The organism is Flavobacterium sp. P3_A6, from assembly GCF_056403035.1.
The window spans coordinates 172852-189253 of the sequence record NZ_JBFUGG010000002.1; the positions used below are offsets into that span (position 1 = coordinate 172852).

At 35.5% G+C, this 16402-nt stretch carries 13 protein-coding genes; 8 read left to right on the top strand and 5 right to left on the bottom strand.

Translation table 11 applies throughout. The features are described 5' to 3' along the window. Positions 1-14: 14 nt before the first annotated feature. Positions 15-686 (bottom strand): Pvc16 family protein, encoded by a 672-nt coding sequence (locus tag AC1DVP_RS02675; RefSeq protein WP_477182009.1) that lies wholly within the window; start codon positions 684-686, stop codon positions 15-17. Positions 687-946: 260 nt separating this feature from the next. Here AC1DVP_RS02675 and ileS point away from each other — a divergent pair, with 260 nt between their 5' ends. The 3 genes from ileS to AC1DVP_RS02690 all read left to right on the top strand — a co-directional run bounded on the left by ileS (position 947) and on the right by AC1DVP_RS02690 (position 5486). Beyond that, positions 947-4408 (top strand): isoleucine--tRNA ligase, encoded by a 3462-nt coding sequence (gene ileS / locus AC1DVP_RS02680; protein ID WP_477182010.1) that lies wholly within the window; start codon positions 947-949, stop codon positions 4406-4408. A 4-nt stretch (positions 4409-4412) separates the two neighbouring features. Continuing rightward, positions 4413-4793 (top strand): TraR/DksA family transcriptional regulator, encoded by a 381-nt coding sequence (locus tag AC1DVP_RS02685; protein ID WP_100432822.1) that lies wholly within the window; start codon positions 4413-4415, stop codon positions 4791-4793. Between the two features lie 87 nt (positions 4794-4880). Continuing rightward, entirely contained in the window at positions 4881-5486 is a 606-nt protein-coding gene (locus AC1DVP_RS02690) for a lipoprotein signal peptidase (RefSeq protein WP_477182011.1), read from the top strand. 324 nt (positions 5487-5810) lie between these two features. Here AC1DVP_RS02690 and AC1DVP_RS02695 read toward each other — a convergent pair whose 3' ends face one another. The 4 genes from AC1DVP_RS02695 to AC1DVP_RS02710 form a co-directional block, all read right to left on the bottom strand. Further along, on the bottom strand, positions 5811-6005 hold the full coding sequence (locus AC1DVP_RS02695; RefSeq protein WP_477182012.1) for a hypothetical protein: 195 nt from the start codon (positions 6003-6005) through the stop codon (positions 5811-5813). Between the two features lie 45 nt (positions 6006-6050). Next, the gene (locus AC1DVP_RS02700) at positions 6051-6614 is read right to left on the bottom strand and encodes a 5-formyltetrahydrofolate cyclo-ligase (protein ID WP_477182013.1); all 564 of its coding nucleotides are present in this window, start codon (positions 6612-6614) and stop codon (positions 6051-6053) included. Next, positions 6583-7845 carry a pyridoxal-dependent decarboxylase gene (locus tag AC1DVP_RS02705; protein WP_477182014.1) on the bottom strand — a complete coding sequence of 421 codons (1263 nt, stop codon included), beginning with the start codon at positions 7843-7845 and terminating at the stop codon, positions 6583-6585. The genes AC1DVP_RS02700 and AC1DVP_RS02705 overlap by 32 nt, the downstream gene beginning before the upstream one ends. Positions 7846-7908: 63 nt before the next feature. Next, entirely contained in the window at positions 7909-8886 is a 978-nt protein-coding gene (locus tag AC1DVP_RS02710) for a succinylglutamate desuccinylase/aspartoacylase family protein (protein ID WP_477182015.1), read from the bottom strand. 151 nt (positions 8887-9037) lie between these two features. Here AC1DVP_RS02710 and uvrC point away from each other — a divergent pair, with 151 nt between their 5' ends. From uvrC to hppD, 5 genes are all read left to right on the top strand, one after another. Continuing rightward, entirely contained in the window at positions 9038-10834 is a 1797-nt protein-coding gene (gene uvrC / locus AC1DVP_RS02715; RefSeq protein WP_477182016.1) for an excinuclease ABC subunit UvrC, read from the top strand. Positions 10835-10923: 89 nt separating this feature from the next. Continuing rightward, positions 10924-13077: a patatin-like phospholipase family protein gene (locus AC1DVP_RS02720; RefSeq protein ID WP_477182017.1), complete on the top strand. Its 2154-nt coding sequence runs from the start codon at positions 10924-10926 to the stop codon at positions 13075-13077. Between the two features lie 247 nt (positions 13078-13324). Next, positions 13325-14482: a homogentisate 1,2-dioxygenase gene (locus AC1DVP_RS02725; protein ID WP_477182018.1), complete on the top strand. Its 1158-nt coding sequence runs from the start codon at positions 13325-13327 to the stop codon at positions 14480-14482. A gap of 120 nt (positions 14483-14602) precedes the next feature. Then, positions 14603-14962: a four helix bundle protein gene (locus AC1DVP_RS02730; protein ID WP_477182019.1), complete on the top strand. Its 360-nt coding sequence runs from the start codon at positions 14603-14605 to the stop codon at positions 14960-14962. Between the two features lie 93 nt (positions 14963-15055). After that, the gene (hppD, locus tag AC1DVP_RS02735; RefSeq protein WP_477182020.1) at positions 15056-16216 is read left to right on the top strand and encodes a 4-hydroxyphenylpyruvate dioxygenase; all 1161 of its coding nucleotides are present in this window, start codon (positions 15056-15058) and stop codon (positions 16214-16216) included. The last annotated feature ends 186 nt before the right edge of the window (positions 16217-16402 follow it).

Sequence of the window (16402 nt, forward strand, 5' to 3'; positions counted from 1 at the left end):
ATGGTTATATGTTGTTATTGTTCAGTTTTTATAGTTTCTAAAAGCCCAATAAGATTATTTTTATCGTTTTCCCAAAGGTCAATTTCAACTTCTTTGATTACTTCTTCTGTGATGACAGTATCTATTTGTACAGGATACAATCTCATTTTAAATAAGATAGAAGGCATATATTTTGATCCCAAATAAGACCACATTTGATTTAACTGCTCCATAGTTAAGCTTGTGGTTTCAAAAGTTATTTTGGAATAATTCAGTTTTTCAGCTTCCGTTTTTGACATAAAAGCCGGATAATAAATCAGTTCAGTATCATCACTTTTGTAATAAAAAGTATTGTTTTGCTGGAAGTAGTTTATGAGCAAATTCAGTTTTTCGATACCCGCCAGATACAAATCGGATTCCTCAACATAAGAGCTAAATAATATTGAAAAAATAAGATGCTGTGTTGGGTTTTTATATCTCGAAATGCTGATTTTATGGTCTGCCTCTTTTAGATAAACTGATTGATTTTTAAGAGTTCTGTCTTCTTCAATATTTACTATTGATAAAATAAGTGGGGATTTTGTCAAATTTAATTTGGAGGTATCTTCCAGTGTAGCTATGTTGGTAATAGCAATATCCAAGGTATTTGAATTAGGCTCTGATTTTATTTTCAAAATTAGATTAGAAAAAATTTTGGATATATTCATGGCTGTAAAATTTGTAACTAACTGAGATAGAGAACCAAACATACAACTATTTAAAGAACAGAAAACAGGTATAAACACCTGTTTTTTATTTGTAAATACTTAATTACTAGTAATTTAAATGTTTTTATTTGCTTTTATTTTTAAAATAAAATGATTGTCTCAGGTATTCAGAATACAGTAAAATATAACTTTTACGGGTGCTCATTGCCTTTTTATTTTAAAATTTCTTACTTTCGCACCACGATTAAGAAAAGGATAAAATGAGCACAAAATTTACTGAATACAAAGGACTTGACTTGCCAACAGTGGCATCAGAAGTGCTGGATTTTTGGAAGAAAGAAAATATATTTGAAAAGAGTGTAACCACCCGCGATGGGGCTGAACCGTTTGTGTTTTTTGAAGGCCCGCCCTCGGCAAATGGATTGCCTGGAATTCACCACGTAATGGCACGTGCGATTAAAGATATTTTTTGCAGATATAAAACCCAAAAAGGATTCCAAGTGAAGCGTAAAGCTGGTTGGGATACGCATGGTTTGCCTGTAGAATTAGGTACTGAGAAAGAACTTGGAATTACCAAGGAAGATATTGGAAAAAAAATAACAGTAGAAGAGTATAACGAAGCGTGCAAAAAAACCGTAATGCGTTATACCGATGTGTGGAATGACCTGACCGAAAAAATGGGGTATTGGGTGGATATGGAAGATCCGTATGTGACTTACAAATCCAAATATATGGAATCGGTTTGGTGGCTGCTGAAACAGATCTACAACAAGGATTTGATGTACAAAGGCTATACTATTCAGCCGTATTCTCCAAAAGCTGGGACAGGATTGTCTTCTCATGAAGTTAATCAGCCGGGAAGTTACCGTGACGTAACTGATACTACGGTTGTGGCTCAATTTAAAGTGTTGGATGATCAAAAAGAATTGGTTTTCAATACTTTTTATGATTATATCAGATCCAATAATTTAAAACATTATAAGTTCGAAAGACTCGATTTGGATGAAATTCATTTATTGGCTTGGACGACTACGCCTTGGACTTTACCAAGTAATACAGCATTGACTGTTGGGCCTAAAATCGACTATGTTCTGGTAAAAACGTTCAATCAATATACGTTTCGTCCAACGAACGTGATTTTGGCCAAAAATCTTGTTGGTAAACAATTTGGAAAAGGATTTTTTGAAAGTACCGACCCATCAGACTTTGAAAATTTTAAAGAAGGAGATAAAAAAATACCATTTCATATTCTTGCAGAATGTAAAGGAGCTGATTTAGTTGGAATTCGTTACGAACAATTAATGAAATTGACTTTGCCATACCAAAATCCTGAAAATGCTTTTAGAGTAATTTCGGGTGATTTTGTAACTACAGAAGACGGAACCGGAATTGTGCATACCGCTCCGACATTTGGTGCCGATGATGCCAAAGTAGCCAAAGAAGCTATTCCAGAAGTACCGCCAATGTTAGTTTTGGACGAAAACGGGACTCCGGTTCCATTAGTAAACTTACAAGGGAAATTCATTGACGGTTTAGGGAATTTTTCTGGAAAATATGTTAAAAATGAATATTATACTGATAGCGATGCGCCAGAACGCTCTGTTGATGTTGAAATTGCAATCCAGTTAAAAGAAGAAAATAAAGCATTCAAAGTAGAGAAATACGTGCACAGTTATCCGCATTGCTGGAGAACAGATACGCCAATTTTATACTATCCTTTGGATTCCTGGTTTATAAAAATCACTGAGGTTAGAGACCGTATGTTCGACCTTAACGAAACCATCAACTGGAAGCCAAAAGCAACTGGTGAAGGACGTTTCGGGAATTGGCTGAAAAACGCCAACGACTGGAATTTATCACGTTCCCGCTATTGGGGAATCCCATTGCCAATTTGGAGAAACGAAGAAGGAACAGAAGAAATGCTGATAGGTTCTGTCGAAGAATTATACAATGAAATTGAAAAATCAATTGCAGCTGGTTTCCAAAAAGAAAACCCTTTCAAAGGTTTTGAAATTGGAAATATGGACGAAAAAAACTATGATTTGATTGATCTGCATAAAAATGTAGTAGATCAGATTATTTTGGTTTCAGCTTCTGGAAAACCAATGAAACGCGAATCTGATTTGATAGACGTTTGGTTTGATTCTGGTGCGATGCCTTATGCGCAATGGCATTATCCTTTTGAAAACAAGGATAAAATAGACGAAAACAAAGATTTTCCGGCCAATTTTATTGCCGAAGGCGTGGATCAAACACGTGGCTGGTTTTATACGCTGCACGCTATCGGGACTTTGGTTTTTGACAAGATAGCTTATAAAAATGTTGTTTCCAACGGATTAGTTTTGGATAAAAACGGACAAAAAATGTCCAAGCGTTTGGGTAATGCAGCCGATCCTTTTGAAACTTTGAAAGAATATGGTCCTGATGCTACGCGCTGGTATATGATTTCAAATGCAAATCCTTGGGATAACTTAAAATTCGATTTAGAAGGAATCGCCGAGGTGCGCCGTAAGTTCTTCGGAACGCTTTATAATACTTATTCGTTCTTTAGCTTGTATGCTAATATCGATGGTTTTAAATATGAAGAAGCAGAAATTCCGGTAAACGAGAGACCAGAAATTGATCAATGGATTATATCTGAATTAAATACTTTAATAAAAGTAGCCGATGAAGCCTATGCAGATTATGAGCCAACAAAAGCTGCCCGTGCTATATCCGAATTTGTACAGGAGAATCTAAGTAACTGGTACGTTCGTTTGTGCCGCCGCCGTTTCTGGAAAGGAGAATATGCGCAAGATAAAATTGCAGCTTATCAAACGCTTTATACGTGTTTATTGACAGTCAGTAAATTAAGTGCGCCTATAGCTCCATTTTTTATGGATGCCCTTTACAGAGACCTGACAAAAGCGGCAGAAACAGAAAATTTTGAGTCAGTACATTTAGCTCAATTCCCGGTTTCAGTTGAAAAGTATGTTAATAAAATGTTAGAGAGCAAAATGCAGAAAGCACAGACAATTTCTTCTCTTGTTTTATCATTACGCAAAAAAGAGATGATTAAGGTGCGTCAGCCACTGCAAAAGGTAATGATTCCAGTACTTGACGAGAATCAGAGGCTAGAGATTGAAGCCGTTTCCGATCTGATAAAGGCAGAGGTAAACGTGAAAGAAATCGTACTTTTAGACGATGCTTCGGGTATTTTGATTAAACAGATTAAACCGAATTTCAAAGCTTTAGGGCCACGTTTCGGAAAAGATATGGGATTGATTTCCAAAGAGATACAAAATCTATCAACAGAACAAATCTCACAATTTGATAAAGAAGGCACGCTATCGGTCGTAATTGCGGGAAATAGTGTAATTTTATCACTGGAAGATGTAGAAATATCATCACAGGACATCGAAGGATGGCTGGTTGCCAATTCAAACGGAATAACAGTTGCGTTAGATATTACAATTTCTCCAGAGCTAAAACAAGAAGGAATTGCAAGGGAATTGGTGAACAGGATTCAAAATATCCGGAAAGATACCGGATTTGAAGTGACAGATAAAATTAAAGTACATTTGCAAAAGAATGATACTTTGGAAACAGCAGTAAAAGCCAATGAAGACTATATTAAATCGGAAACACTGACGGAAGTGCTTGTTTTTGAGGAAATTATGACTAATGGCACGGAAATTGACTTTGATGGAATAACAACAAGTATAATAATTACAAAAAATTAGTATTATGGTAGATGAAGTTGCAAGATACTCTGACGCTGATTTAGCAGAGTTTAAGGAAATCATTCAGAATAAAATCGTAAAGGCTCAAGCCGATTTAGATTTGATTAAGAGCGCCTATATGAATGACCTTAACAACGGTACGGATGATACATCTCCCACGTTTAAAGCATTTGAAGAAGGCAGCGAAATCATGTCAAAAGAAGCAAACTCACAACTTGCAATTCGTCAGGAAAAGTTTATACGAGATTTGAAGAGTGCATTATTTAGAGTAGAAAATAAAACGTACGGTGTTTGTAGAATTACCGGAAAATTAATTGGAAAAGAAAGACTAAAAATTGTTCCTCATGCCACAATGAGCATCGAGGCAAAAAATCTTCAAAGATAAAAGTCTTTATGCCACAATAATTAACGCTCCTTTAGGAGCGTTTTTTTTTCTTAATTTATTACTTTTACGGCGTTAAAAATTTTATAGATGTCATTAGTCAAAGCATATTTTCTTATTGTTCTTATATTGTTGGTAGATCAGGTATCTAAAATTTATGTAAAAACAAATTTCATTTTAGGAGAAGAGGTTCATGTATTCAATTGGTTTCAAATTCATTTTATCGAAAATGAAGGGATGGCCTGGGGAACAAAAATACCTGGGGAATACGGAAAATTAATATTAACGGTTTTTAGATTATTTGCCGTAACAGGAATTGGTTATTGGCTGTGGGATGCTGTAGAAAGAAAGAAAAGTTCCAATTATCTTATTGTCGCTATTGCCTTGATATTTGCAGGCGCATTAGGAAATATAATTGATTCTGTATTTTATGGAGTTATATTCGACAACAGCCATCAGCAGTTAGCCACTCTATTCTCAGATAACCCTTATGGAACTTGGTTAAACGGACAGGTAGTAGATATGTTTTACTTTCCTTTTGTAAGAGATTATCCAATGCCGGAATGGGTTCCTTATTTTGGCGGGCGCAATTTTACTTTTTTCAACGCTATTTTCAATATTGCCGACATGGCTATTTCAACGGGTGTTGGGATTTTAATAGTATTTAATAAAAAAGCATTTCATAGGAATCATTAATATTTCGTCTCCATTTCTTTCAAAGAGGATTTGGGCAAGACCACAATAGTAAAAGGGGGCACTTTGCATATCGCTTAGCCGCCCCTTTTACTATTGCGGTCGGGCTATACGCGCTACGTTGGTAGCTTGCTTCTATCCCTCTTGCGGTCGTAAGTGATGGTAATTAGTTTTTAATCTTGCAGGATGTTTTTTTAACTTGAGTCAGATTGTTTCTTTATTTTTAATAATAGAAAAATGACCAAATCTTTCTGCTCCAAAATTTAGTTCACTTTTTTTGGAAAAAATTAAAAGAGGCAAATCCATTACAGACTGCCTCTTTTCGTTTTATTTATTATGGCCTGGAGCGTAATTTTTGGCGCTTTTTTGACCAGTTATTTTTTTAGCTTGTCCTGGAGGCATTGGTTTTGCTTTAACAGTATTGTGGCTTGTTCCAACCCTAACAGCACAATTTGATAATGAAAGACTGAATACTGCGGCTAAAATTGCGGCTGTAAATCTTGAAGTTTTAAACATTTTCATAATTTAATTGTAGATTATATACAAGGCAAAAGTACTGCTTATAAACTAGAATTCATAAACTCCGTTGGGGTAAATGCAATAATCCAACAATACATCAGTTTCAAAAACATCCGAGATGAGTTCTTCGGGTTCAAAAAATGACAGGCCAATTTTAATGGTTTCGGGTTTGCATTGAGAGAGGAATTTATCATAAAAGCCTTTGCCGTAACCTACTCGGTTTCCTTTTTGGTCATAAGCCAAAAGCGGGACAAAAACGACATCAATTTTTGTGGCAGGGACTTCAATACCGTCAACAGGTTCTGGAATGTTGTATTCGTTTTTCTTTATTTTGGTATTGTCAGTCAAAAGAAAATGAGTCATGTTTAGGGTCGGAAAATCACTTTTTGAAATCACAATTTCTTTATCTTTTCCCGACAGGAGATGCAGTATAAATTCGGTATTGATTTCCTTTTGTTCTTCAATGGGCAAAAAAAGATGAAAATAGGTTTTGTCCCAAATGGGAAGTTTTAGTATTTCATTGGCAATAGCCAGACTTTTTTCTTCAATTTCGATCTCGGAGAGTTTTTTTCGTAATGTTTTATACTTCGTTCGTAATGCTTTTTTCAACATAAAGTGATTCTTTTAAATCTGTGATAAAAGTACTCAAATGATCTACTTCTACATGATCCATAATCACAATTTTATACCATGAATTATCACCATTGTGTTTTTGAGGCACCAAATCAAATTTTTTGACCAATGCTTCTTCAATGTATTGGGCTTGAATGGTTACAATATTCATGAATGGATCTCTAAAATAAGCCACTTTTAATTCGTCCAATTGATCACATAACCACTGAGTCCTCATTTGCAGCACACGCACTTTCTCGCACCAGCCAAAAGGACCATGAGTAAACAAAATCATCCAGACTGCAACGGCATTAGAACCCGACCGGCTGCCGCAAAGGGTTAAGTCCATTCCTTCTATATATTCGGCTTCTTTGGTTAAAACATTTTCGATCAGTCCTTTTCGGCACAGAAAAATGCCAGTGCCATAAGGAGCCTGCAGCATTTTGTGAGCATCAATTGTTATTGAACTGATTTTTGGATTCTCAAAATTCAGTTCGCTTTCCTTATTGCTAAACGGATAAATAAAACCTCCATAAGCTGCGTCAATATGTATTTTGTAAATCAAATGATGCTTTTCCAATACCTGAGCGTAGTCATTGGGATTGTCAATACTCCCAAACATGGTAGTTCCCATATTTGAGATTACGATAAAATACCTTTTCCCTTTTTCCTTGGCTTTAATAATGATGTTTTCCAATTGGAAAGTGTCTATTTCCCGAGTATGAAAATCAACAGGTATTTTCAGCCAATCGAGCATCAGGATATTGGCTGCTTTTGGGATCGAGTAATGGGTGTCTTCGGATGCTAAAATAGCTATTTCATAAGGATTTGCACCCAGTTTGTAGCTAAAGTAATTGCGGTACATCCAAATGGCCTGAATATTGGCTTCAGTGCCGCCGGGAGAAATGTATCCATCATACGATTTAGGCTGTGCTTTGAAAAGATCCACTGCCAATACATCAAGAACTTCGCGTTCGATTTCCTGAGTTCCCTTGAAGGCTTTCTCAGAAGTGCCCAGCGTGTGGCATCCGATATGGTTGGGATTGGCTACATACGTCTTTAAAGTAGGCGCATCGGCCAAGAAAGAAGCTTCCTCATAATATACTTTACTGTCCAGTTTTGACGCGGGATAGCCCAGAGAAGTATCCAAAGTGAAGTTGACGTTTTCTTCTAATGCTTTTTCAATTCGGGCTTGTCTTTCTTTTTGGGATAACTTTTTCCAATACAGCATAATCTCTTATTTTATTCAAAAATAAGAGTATTGATTGGTGAAAAATATGATAATTGTTAGGTTTTACTCGCTGTCTTCCTCGGCAGTATTCGAAAGATGATAGATGGCATCTCCTTGATAAACAATAGGTGAGTGGTTGGCGTTGAGCACATATCCGTCATTTGGAGCCTTTATTTTTCGTTCGAATTTCCCAAAAGGATCTGTTATCATTCCTAATATTGTTCCTTTTTTTACAAACTGTCCAACCAGATTATTGTCAATTAATAAACCGGAACATTTGGCCCGTAACCAACCCGATTTTTCAATATAAATTGTCGGTTTCTTTTGTGGAGGAGCATAATGTTTCGGATCCAGCATATCCAAATGTTTTAGAAGGCGTTTGACCCCATTAATGCCTTCCTGAGCCACTTCGTGATTAATATCTAAGGATTTTCCACCCTCAAACAGCAGCATTTTTATGTTTAATTTTTCGCTGGAACTTCTAAAAGAACCTGCTATATTTTTTGAGTACAAAGTGAAAGGAGCATTAAAGGCATCGGCCAGCAGTTTTGTATTTGGGTTATTTGGCGTAAGCCTGATCTGCGGGGCGTTAAATCTACTGGCGCCCCCAGCATGAAAATCGACGGCATAATCTACAAGCGGCATGATTTCGGTTATGATATGATACGCAAATCGGCTGGCCAAAGATCCTTTTCTGCTTCCTGGAAATACCCGATTCAAATCTCTTCCATCCGGAAAATCTCTGGATCTATTGATAAATCCATAAATGTTTATGATGGGGATGCAAATGATGGTGCCTTTTTTGGGCTTGTTTATTTTTTTGGTAATGAGCTGTCTTACGATTTCGATGCCATTAAATTCGTCTCCATGAATGCCTCCGGAAAAAAGGACGACAGGACCTTCAATCTTGGAACGTCTTATAATAATCGGAATCGTTAGTTTGGTAGTAGTGTGCAATCTGGCAATTTCCAGCTGAATCGTTTTACTTTCTCCAGGCAAAACGCTTTCGCCAAAAATGACTAATGGTTTTGAGTTTTTCATGTTTTAAAATAAAAATCTAAATATAGAAATTATTTATTTGGTATTAGAAAAATCATATTGGTTTGCTTGATTGTTATTTGTAAATTTGGAAAAATGAAGAATTGGGATTTTTTTGATATAAAAAATTAATCCTCAGAAGCTTTTAAAAAAAATGACCAACCCAACTTTAGCCCTGCAAATACAAACCCTCCCTGATGGTCCTGGCGTATATCAATATTATGACAAGGAAGGGAAGATTTTATATGTGGGCAAAGCCAAAAATCTAAAAAAGAGAGTCTCTTCCTATTTTAACAAAATCCACGATACGGCCAAAACCAATGTGCTGGTTAAGAAAATTGTAACCATCAAGCATATTGTTGTTCCCACAGAAACTGATGCGCTTTTATTGGAAAACAATCTAATAAAAACACTGCAGCCCAGATACAATGTGCTGTTGCGTGATGATAAAAGCTATCCTTGGCTGTGCATTAAGAAAGAACCTTTTTCCCGAATTTTTGCCACCCGCAGAATGGTCAAAGACGGGTCTGAATATTTTGGGCCTTATACCAATTTCAAAACCGTTCATACGATTTTGGATTTAATAAAAGAACTGTATCCGTTACGGACCTGCAATTATGATTTGAGCAAAAGCAATATTGACAGCGGAAAATTCAAAGTGTGTTTGGAATATCATATTGGCAATTGCAAAGGACCTTGTGAAGGTTTAGAAACATTGGAGCATTACCAAAAACAAGTGAATGCCATTCGTGAAATTTTGAAAGGAAACTTCAAAGAGAGCATGAAAGATTTTAAGCGTTTGATGACCAGTTACGCACAAGACATGAAGTATGAAGAGGCACAAAAAATAAAGGAAAAGATTGAAATTTTAGAAAACTATCAATCACGTTCTACCATTGTAAATCCAAAGATTACCAATATTGATGTCTTCTCTATAGTTTCTGATGAGAGCGCTGCTTTTGTTAATTTTCTGCAGATTTCGCATGGATCGATCATTCGATCACATACGATGGAAATTAAGAAGAAACTGGAGGAAACAGACGAAGAATTACTAGAATTGGCTATAATAGAATTAAGAGAGCGTTTTCAGTTATTGTCCAAGGAAGTGATTGTGCCATTTGAAGTAGATTTAGGCGAACAGATAAAAATTACCGTACCGCAATTAGGAGACAAAAAACAAATATTGGATTTGTCGATCCGCAATGCTAAGTTTTACAGAATTGAGCAGTTGAAACAATTGCAGATAGTGGATCCAGACCGCCATACCAATAGGATTATGGCTCAGATGAAAAGCGATTTACGCTTGCCGGTAGAGCCTAGACATATAGAATGTTTTGATAATTCGAACATTCAGGGAACAAATCCCGTTGCCGCCTGTGTGGTTTTCAAGGACGGAAAAGCCAGTAAAAAAGACTACCGTCATTTTAATGTTAAAACTGTAATTGGTCCAGACGATTTTGCTTCGATGGAAGAAATTGTTTTTCGCCGTTACAAAAGATTATTGGGCGAAAATGAACCTTTGCCTAATTTAATAATTATTGACGGAGGGAAAGGACAATTGTCATCAGCTTTAAAAAGTATAGATGCTCTGGGACTGCGCGGTAAAATAGCTATTATAGGAATTGCCAAAAGACTGGAAGAGCTATTTTATCCAGGAGATTCTATCCCGCTGTATCTTGATAAAAAGTCGGAAACCCTAAAAGTCATTCAGCAATTGCGGAATGAGGCGCACCGCTTTGGAATTACTTTTCACCGGGACAAAAGAAGCAAATCGGCACTGAATTCTTCTATAGAAAGCATTCCTGGAATTGGCGAAAAAACAATGCTTACATTAATTCAGCATTTTAAAAGTGTTAAAAGATTAAAGTTAGCTGCAGAAAAAGAAATTGCTGACGTTATTGGAGTATCAAAAGCCAAAAAAATTACCGACTTTTACAAAACGCAAAAATGATTTTTTTTAAAGAAGTAAAAAAAATCTAAAATCAAAGTAACTTGCTCCTTATGTATAGAATATTGTTTTTTATTCTTTTTTTAACTTGCTTGAATTCATTTTCACAAGATGCGCCCAAAAGACCTAAAATAGGTTTGGTGCTAAGTGGAGGCGGAGCCAAAGGATTTGCACATATTGGGGTTTTAAATGTTTTGGAAGATGCTGGAATAAAAATAGACTACATTGGCGGCACCAGTATGGGTGCAGTCATAGGAGGGCTTTATGCTATGGGATACAATGCTAAGCAAATAGATTCTATTATTGMGACGACCAATTTCAGTAATGTTATTAGCGACTTTATTCCCCGATCTTCCAAAAACTTTTATGAAAAGCGAAATGATGAGCTGTACGCTTTAATACTGCCATTCAATAAATTTAGTATTGGCACGCCCGAGGCATTGTCTAAAGGAATGTACAATTTCAATTTATTAAGCCGTTTGACATTCCCAGTTCGGCATGTTCGTGATTTTAACGAATTGCCTATTCCTTTTTTGTGTATAGGAACTAATATTGCGGCTGGAGAACAAGTGGTTTTTAATAAAGGAATATTAGCGCAGGCTATAACAGGAAGTTCGTCTTTGCCTTCCATCTTTGCACCGATAATTATTGATAATAACCTCATTATTGATGGAGGAGTGATTAATAATTATCCTATAGACGAAGTTCGAAAAATGGGAGCCGACATAATAATTGGGGTCGATGTACAGTCAGGTCTGCTTAATATAGACGAGTTAAGAAGCGCTTCGAGAGTTTTCTTTCAGATTACTAATCTGCAGATGATTGAAAGAATGAAAAAAAATGCAAATCTAACAGAAATTTACATAAAGCCAGATGTGAAAAATTACGGAGTGGTATCTTTTGAAAGAGCCGCCGAAATTATCAAAAAGGGAGAAGATGCCACTTTTTCCGTATATGAAAAAATAGATCTTTTAGTAGATAAAGCAAATCCGTATCATAAACCCAAACTGAATGTTCAAACCGATAGCTTGAGCATTGTAGATATTAAAATAAATGAACTTAAAAATTATTCAAGAGATTACATTATTGGTAAATTAAATTTTAAACCGAAGTCTAAAATAAGTTTCAAAGATTTGGAAACAGGAATAAATAACCTGAATGCCACGCAAAATTTTAGTAATGTGAGTTATTATTTTGATAAAAACGGAGAATACGATGATTTGGTTCTTACCCTAACAGAAAGTCCTGTAAAAACAAATTTAAAATTTGCTTTGCATTATGACGGATTGTATAAAAGTGCTGTTTTGGCTAATATTACCAATAAAAAAACGTTTTTCAAAAATGACTTTTTATCCGCCGATTTGGCGCTAGGAGATAATGTAAGATATTATTTTGACTACTATATTGATAACGGATTTCAATTGAGTTATGGTTTCAAATCACAGCTTAATCAATTCAATAAAAACATTCCTGTTAGTGTAATAACCTACAATAAGCAAGCATCAAATTCCATAAATATTGATTATTTGAATTTGACAAATCAACTATACATTCAATCTTTATTTGCGCAAAAATTTCTTATTGGTGTGGGAGCTGAGTTTGAATATCTGGACATTTCCTCACAGACGCTTGAGTTAAATCCAAATATTACAAGGAGTACTTATGGCAGTGCTTTTGGGTACATCAAATATGATTCCTATGATAATAAATACTTTCCAAAAAAAGGATGGTATTTCTCAGGGAATCCTCAGTTTTATATGTTTTCTTCAGAGAGTGATGTTAATTTCAAGCCTTTTTTTATTATAAAAGGGGAGGCAGGAATCGCCAAAACAGTTTTTAAAAATGCAACCATCAAATTTCAGACTGAGGCAGGAACATCCGTTGGTGATAAAAGTATGCCTTATTTTGATTTTATTTTGGGCGGGTATGGATATTATAACAACAATAATTTCAAGTATTTTTATGGGTATGATTTTTTAAGCATTTCAGGAAACAGTTATTTAGAATCAACGTTTACATTCGACTATGAAGTTTTTAAAAAGAGTCATATTAATTTATCGGCCAATTATGCTAATCTCGGTGATGATCTTTACAATTCGTTAGATTGGGTTTCATTGCCTAAATATTCAGGTTATGCCTTGGGTTATGGGTTAGAAACCGTAATTGGTCCTGTCGAAATAAAATATTCCTGGTCGCCGGAAATTTCTAATTCTTATATTTGGTTTTCTGTTGGATTTATTTTTTAATTTGTATTTTTTGTTAAAAAAAATTACGACATTTGTAATTATGAAAACAAATTGGATAGGTTTATTAGAGTATCTTCAATTCTTAATCAAGAGAAATCCAGAGTGATTTTAAAGATCACAAATCCTGTATCTATTATCAAAGAATTGAATACTTGATTGTGTATATCAAAGTTTTGCTTTTTAAATGCAATTCAATTTGACGCTGCGGTTTTTTAACGAATTGTATTATCATCTAATTTAAATTGTCATGCCAATATATCATAAACTAGGAAGTATTCCTCCCAAAAGACACACCCAGTTTGAAAATCCAAAAGGAGGTTTATATTACGAACAACTCTTTGGCACAGAGGGTTTTCATGGAAATTCCTCATTGTCTTATCACATTCATAGACCAACTCAGGTCAAAGAAATACTAAAATCATATTCAGTTGAACCCAAAATAGCCATTGGAAAAAACATAAAATCTTTATTACTGAAAGGTTTTGAATTGAAACCCGAAGACGACTTTTTGGAAAGCCGCAAAGCCATGCTGGTCAACAGAGACTGCATCATAGGATTGGCTGCGCCTAGAAAATCTTTGACGGCTTATTTCTATAAAAATGCCGATGCCGACGAAATGATTTTCATTCACAAGGGCAAAGGCAAACTCCGCACCATGCTTGGTAATATTCCCTTTGAATATGGAGATTATCTGATTATTCCGCGGGGCACCATTTATCAAATCGAATTTGACTCAGAAGAAAATCGTTTGTTTTATGTAGAATCCCATTCTCCATTTTATACGCCTAAACGGTATAAAAACCAATCTGGACAGCATTTGGAACATTCGCCGTTTTGTGAACGTGACTTCATATTGCCAAATGAATTGGAATCTCATGATGAAAAAGGAGATTTTATCATCAAAATAAAGAAAGAAGGCGTGATGCATGAAGTAGTGTATGCCGCACATCCTTTTGACGTAGTGGGCTGGGACGGTTATAACTTTCCATACGGTTTCAGTATTCACAATTTTGAACCTATAACTGGGCGTGTGCATCAGCCGCCACCAGTTCATCAAACATTCGAAACAGGAACTTTTGTGGTTTGTTCGTTTGTGCCAAGACTGTATGATTACCATCCAAAATCCATTCCTGCGCCCTACAACCATAGCAATATAGATAGTGACGAAGTGCTGTATTATGTCGATGGTGATTTCATGAGCCGCAACAATATCGAGCTGGGACACATTACGCTGCACCCAAAAGGAATTCCTCATGGACCAGCTCCAGGCGCAATGGAACGCAGTATTGGGCACAAAGAAACGAAGGAATTGGCAGTAATGGTCGATACCTTTCATCCGCTTATGGTGACTGAAGCGGCTATGGGGATAGACGATGGACAATACTATAAATCTTGGACGGAATAATTAGTCAATGTGCCAATTTGATAATTAGATAATACTATTGAAATTGTATAATTAGTTAATTATGTTAAATTTAAACATACAGATAAAAATCATCAAATTTTCTAATTATCACATTAATTTATGACTTTCAACGAAAAATACAAAGACAATGCTCTTTTGATAAAAACTTTCAATTTCGCCTTAAGTATAATTGACTACACAAACGAATTACAAGATCAAAAGAAGTTTGTAATTGCAAATCAATTATTAAAAAGTGGAACGTCAATTGGAGCAAATTCAAAAGAATCACAAAATGCAGAAAGCAAAGCTGATTTTATACATAAATTAAAAATAGCAATTAAGGAGGCAGATGAAACTGAATATTGGTTGTTTTTATGTGATGCTCACAGTGAATATCCAAATTGTAAACGTTTATTAAATGATCTTTCAGGAATTTTAAAAATTTTAAACAAAATAATATCAACATCAAAAATGAAATAGTTAGATAATTTGTAAATGTGTCAATGAGATAATTTTTATCGGAACGCATATTATCTTATTTTCTAATTGACTCATTTTCTAATTAAAAAAGTCATGGCAAAAGAAATAAAATCAGTAGAATACGGATTAGAAAAAATATTCGAAGGAGCGCAGGATTTCCTTCCGCTTCTGGGAACAGATTATGTTGAATTCTACGTAGGCAACGCAAAACAATCGGCACATTATTATAAAACCGCTTTTGGTTATCAGTCATTAGCCTATGCCGGACTGGAAACTGGGGTAAAAGACAAAGCTTCTTATGTGCTGAAACAAGACAAAATCCGAATTGTTTTAACCACCCCTTTGACACAGGATTCTCCTATTCACGACCATTTGAAAAAACATGGTGACGGGGTAAAAGTAGCCGCACTTTGGGTAGAAGATGCCCGAAGCGCTTATGAAGAAACTATGAAACGAGGTGCGCGTTCCTTTATGGAGCCAACGGTTGAGCAAGACGAGTTTGGAGAAGTGATTCGTTCCGGAATCTATACTTATGGAGAAACGGTTCATATTTTTGTAGAACGAAAAAACTACAACGGTGTTTTCTTACCTGGTTATAGAGAATGGAAATCCGATTATAATCCGGAACCAACAGGTTTAAAATATATTGATCACATGGTAGGAAATGTGGGTTGGAATGAAATGAACACTTGGGTAAAATTTTATGAAGACGTCATGGGATTTGTGAATTTCCTATCTTTTGACGACAAACAAATTAATACCGAATATTCGGCTTTGATGAGTAAAGTAATGTCAAACGGAAACGGAAGAATCAAATTTCCAATCAATGAACCGGCCGAGGGAAAGAAAAAATCACAAATCGAAGAATATTTGGATTTTTATGGCGGACCCGGAGTTCAGCATATTGCTATCGCCACCGATGATATCATAAAAACTGTTTCGCAGTTGAAGGCAAGAGGTGTGGAGTTTTTATCGCCGCCACCGCATACCTATTATGAAGCGATTCCGGAAAGATTGGGCGTACACATGGATATGATGAAAGAGGACTTGAATGAAATAGAAAAACTGGCCATTATGGTAGATGCCGATGAAGATGGTTATTTATTGCAGATTTTTACCAAACCAGTTCAGGACCGTCCTACTTTATTTTTTGAAATTATTCAAAGAATGGGAGCCAAAGGTTTTGGCGCAGGTAACTTTAAAGCTCTTTTCGAGTCCATAGAGCGCGAACAAGAATTGCGAGGAACTTTGTAAAAATCAATTATTTTTACATTATCAAAAAAAATAATAGTTAAATAACCCTTAAAGTTGCAAATGTTGTGTTAAACTTGAGTTTTTGCTAAAAATAAATCGATTTATGATATACCTTTGCACTCGCAAATAAGGAAGGGGTGGTTTCCTTCTTAGTTTCATATAAATTTTCATAATTTATAGTTTTTT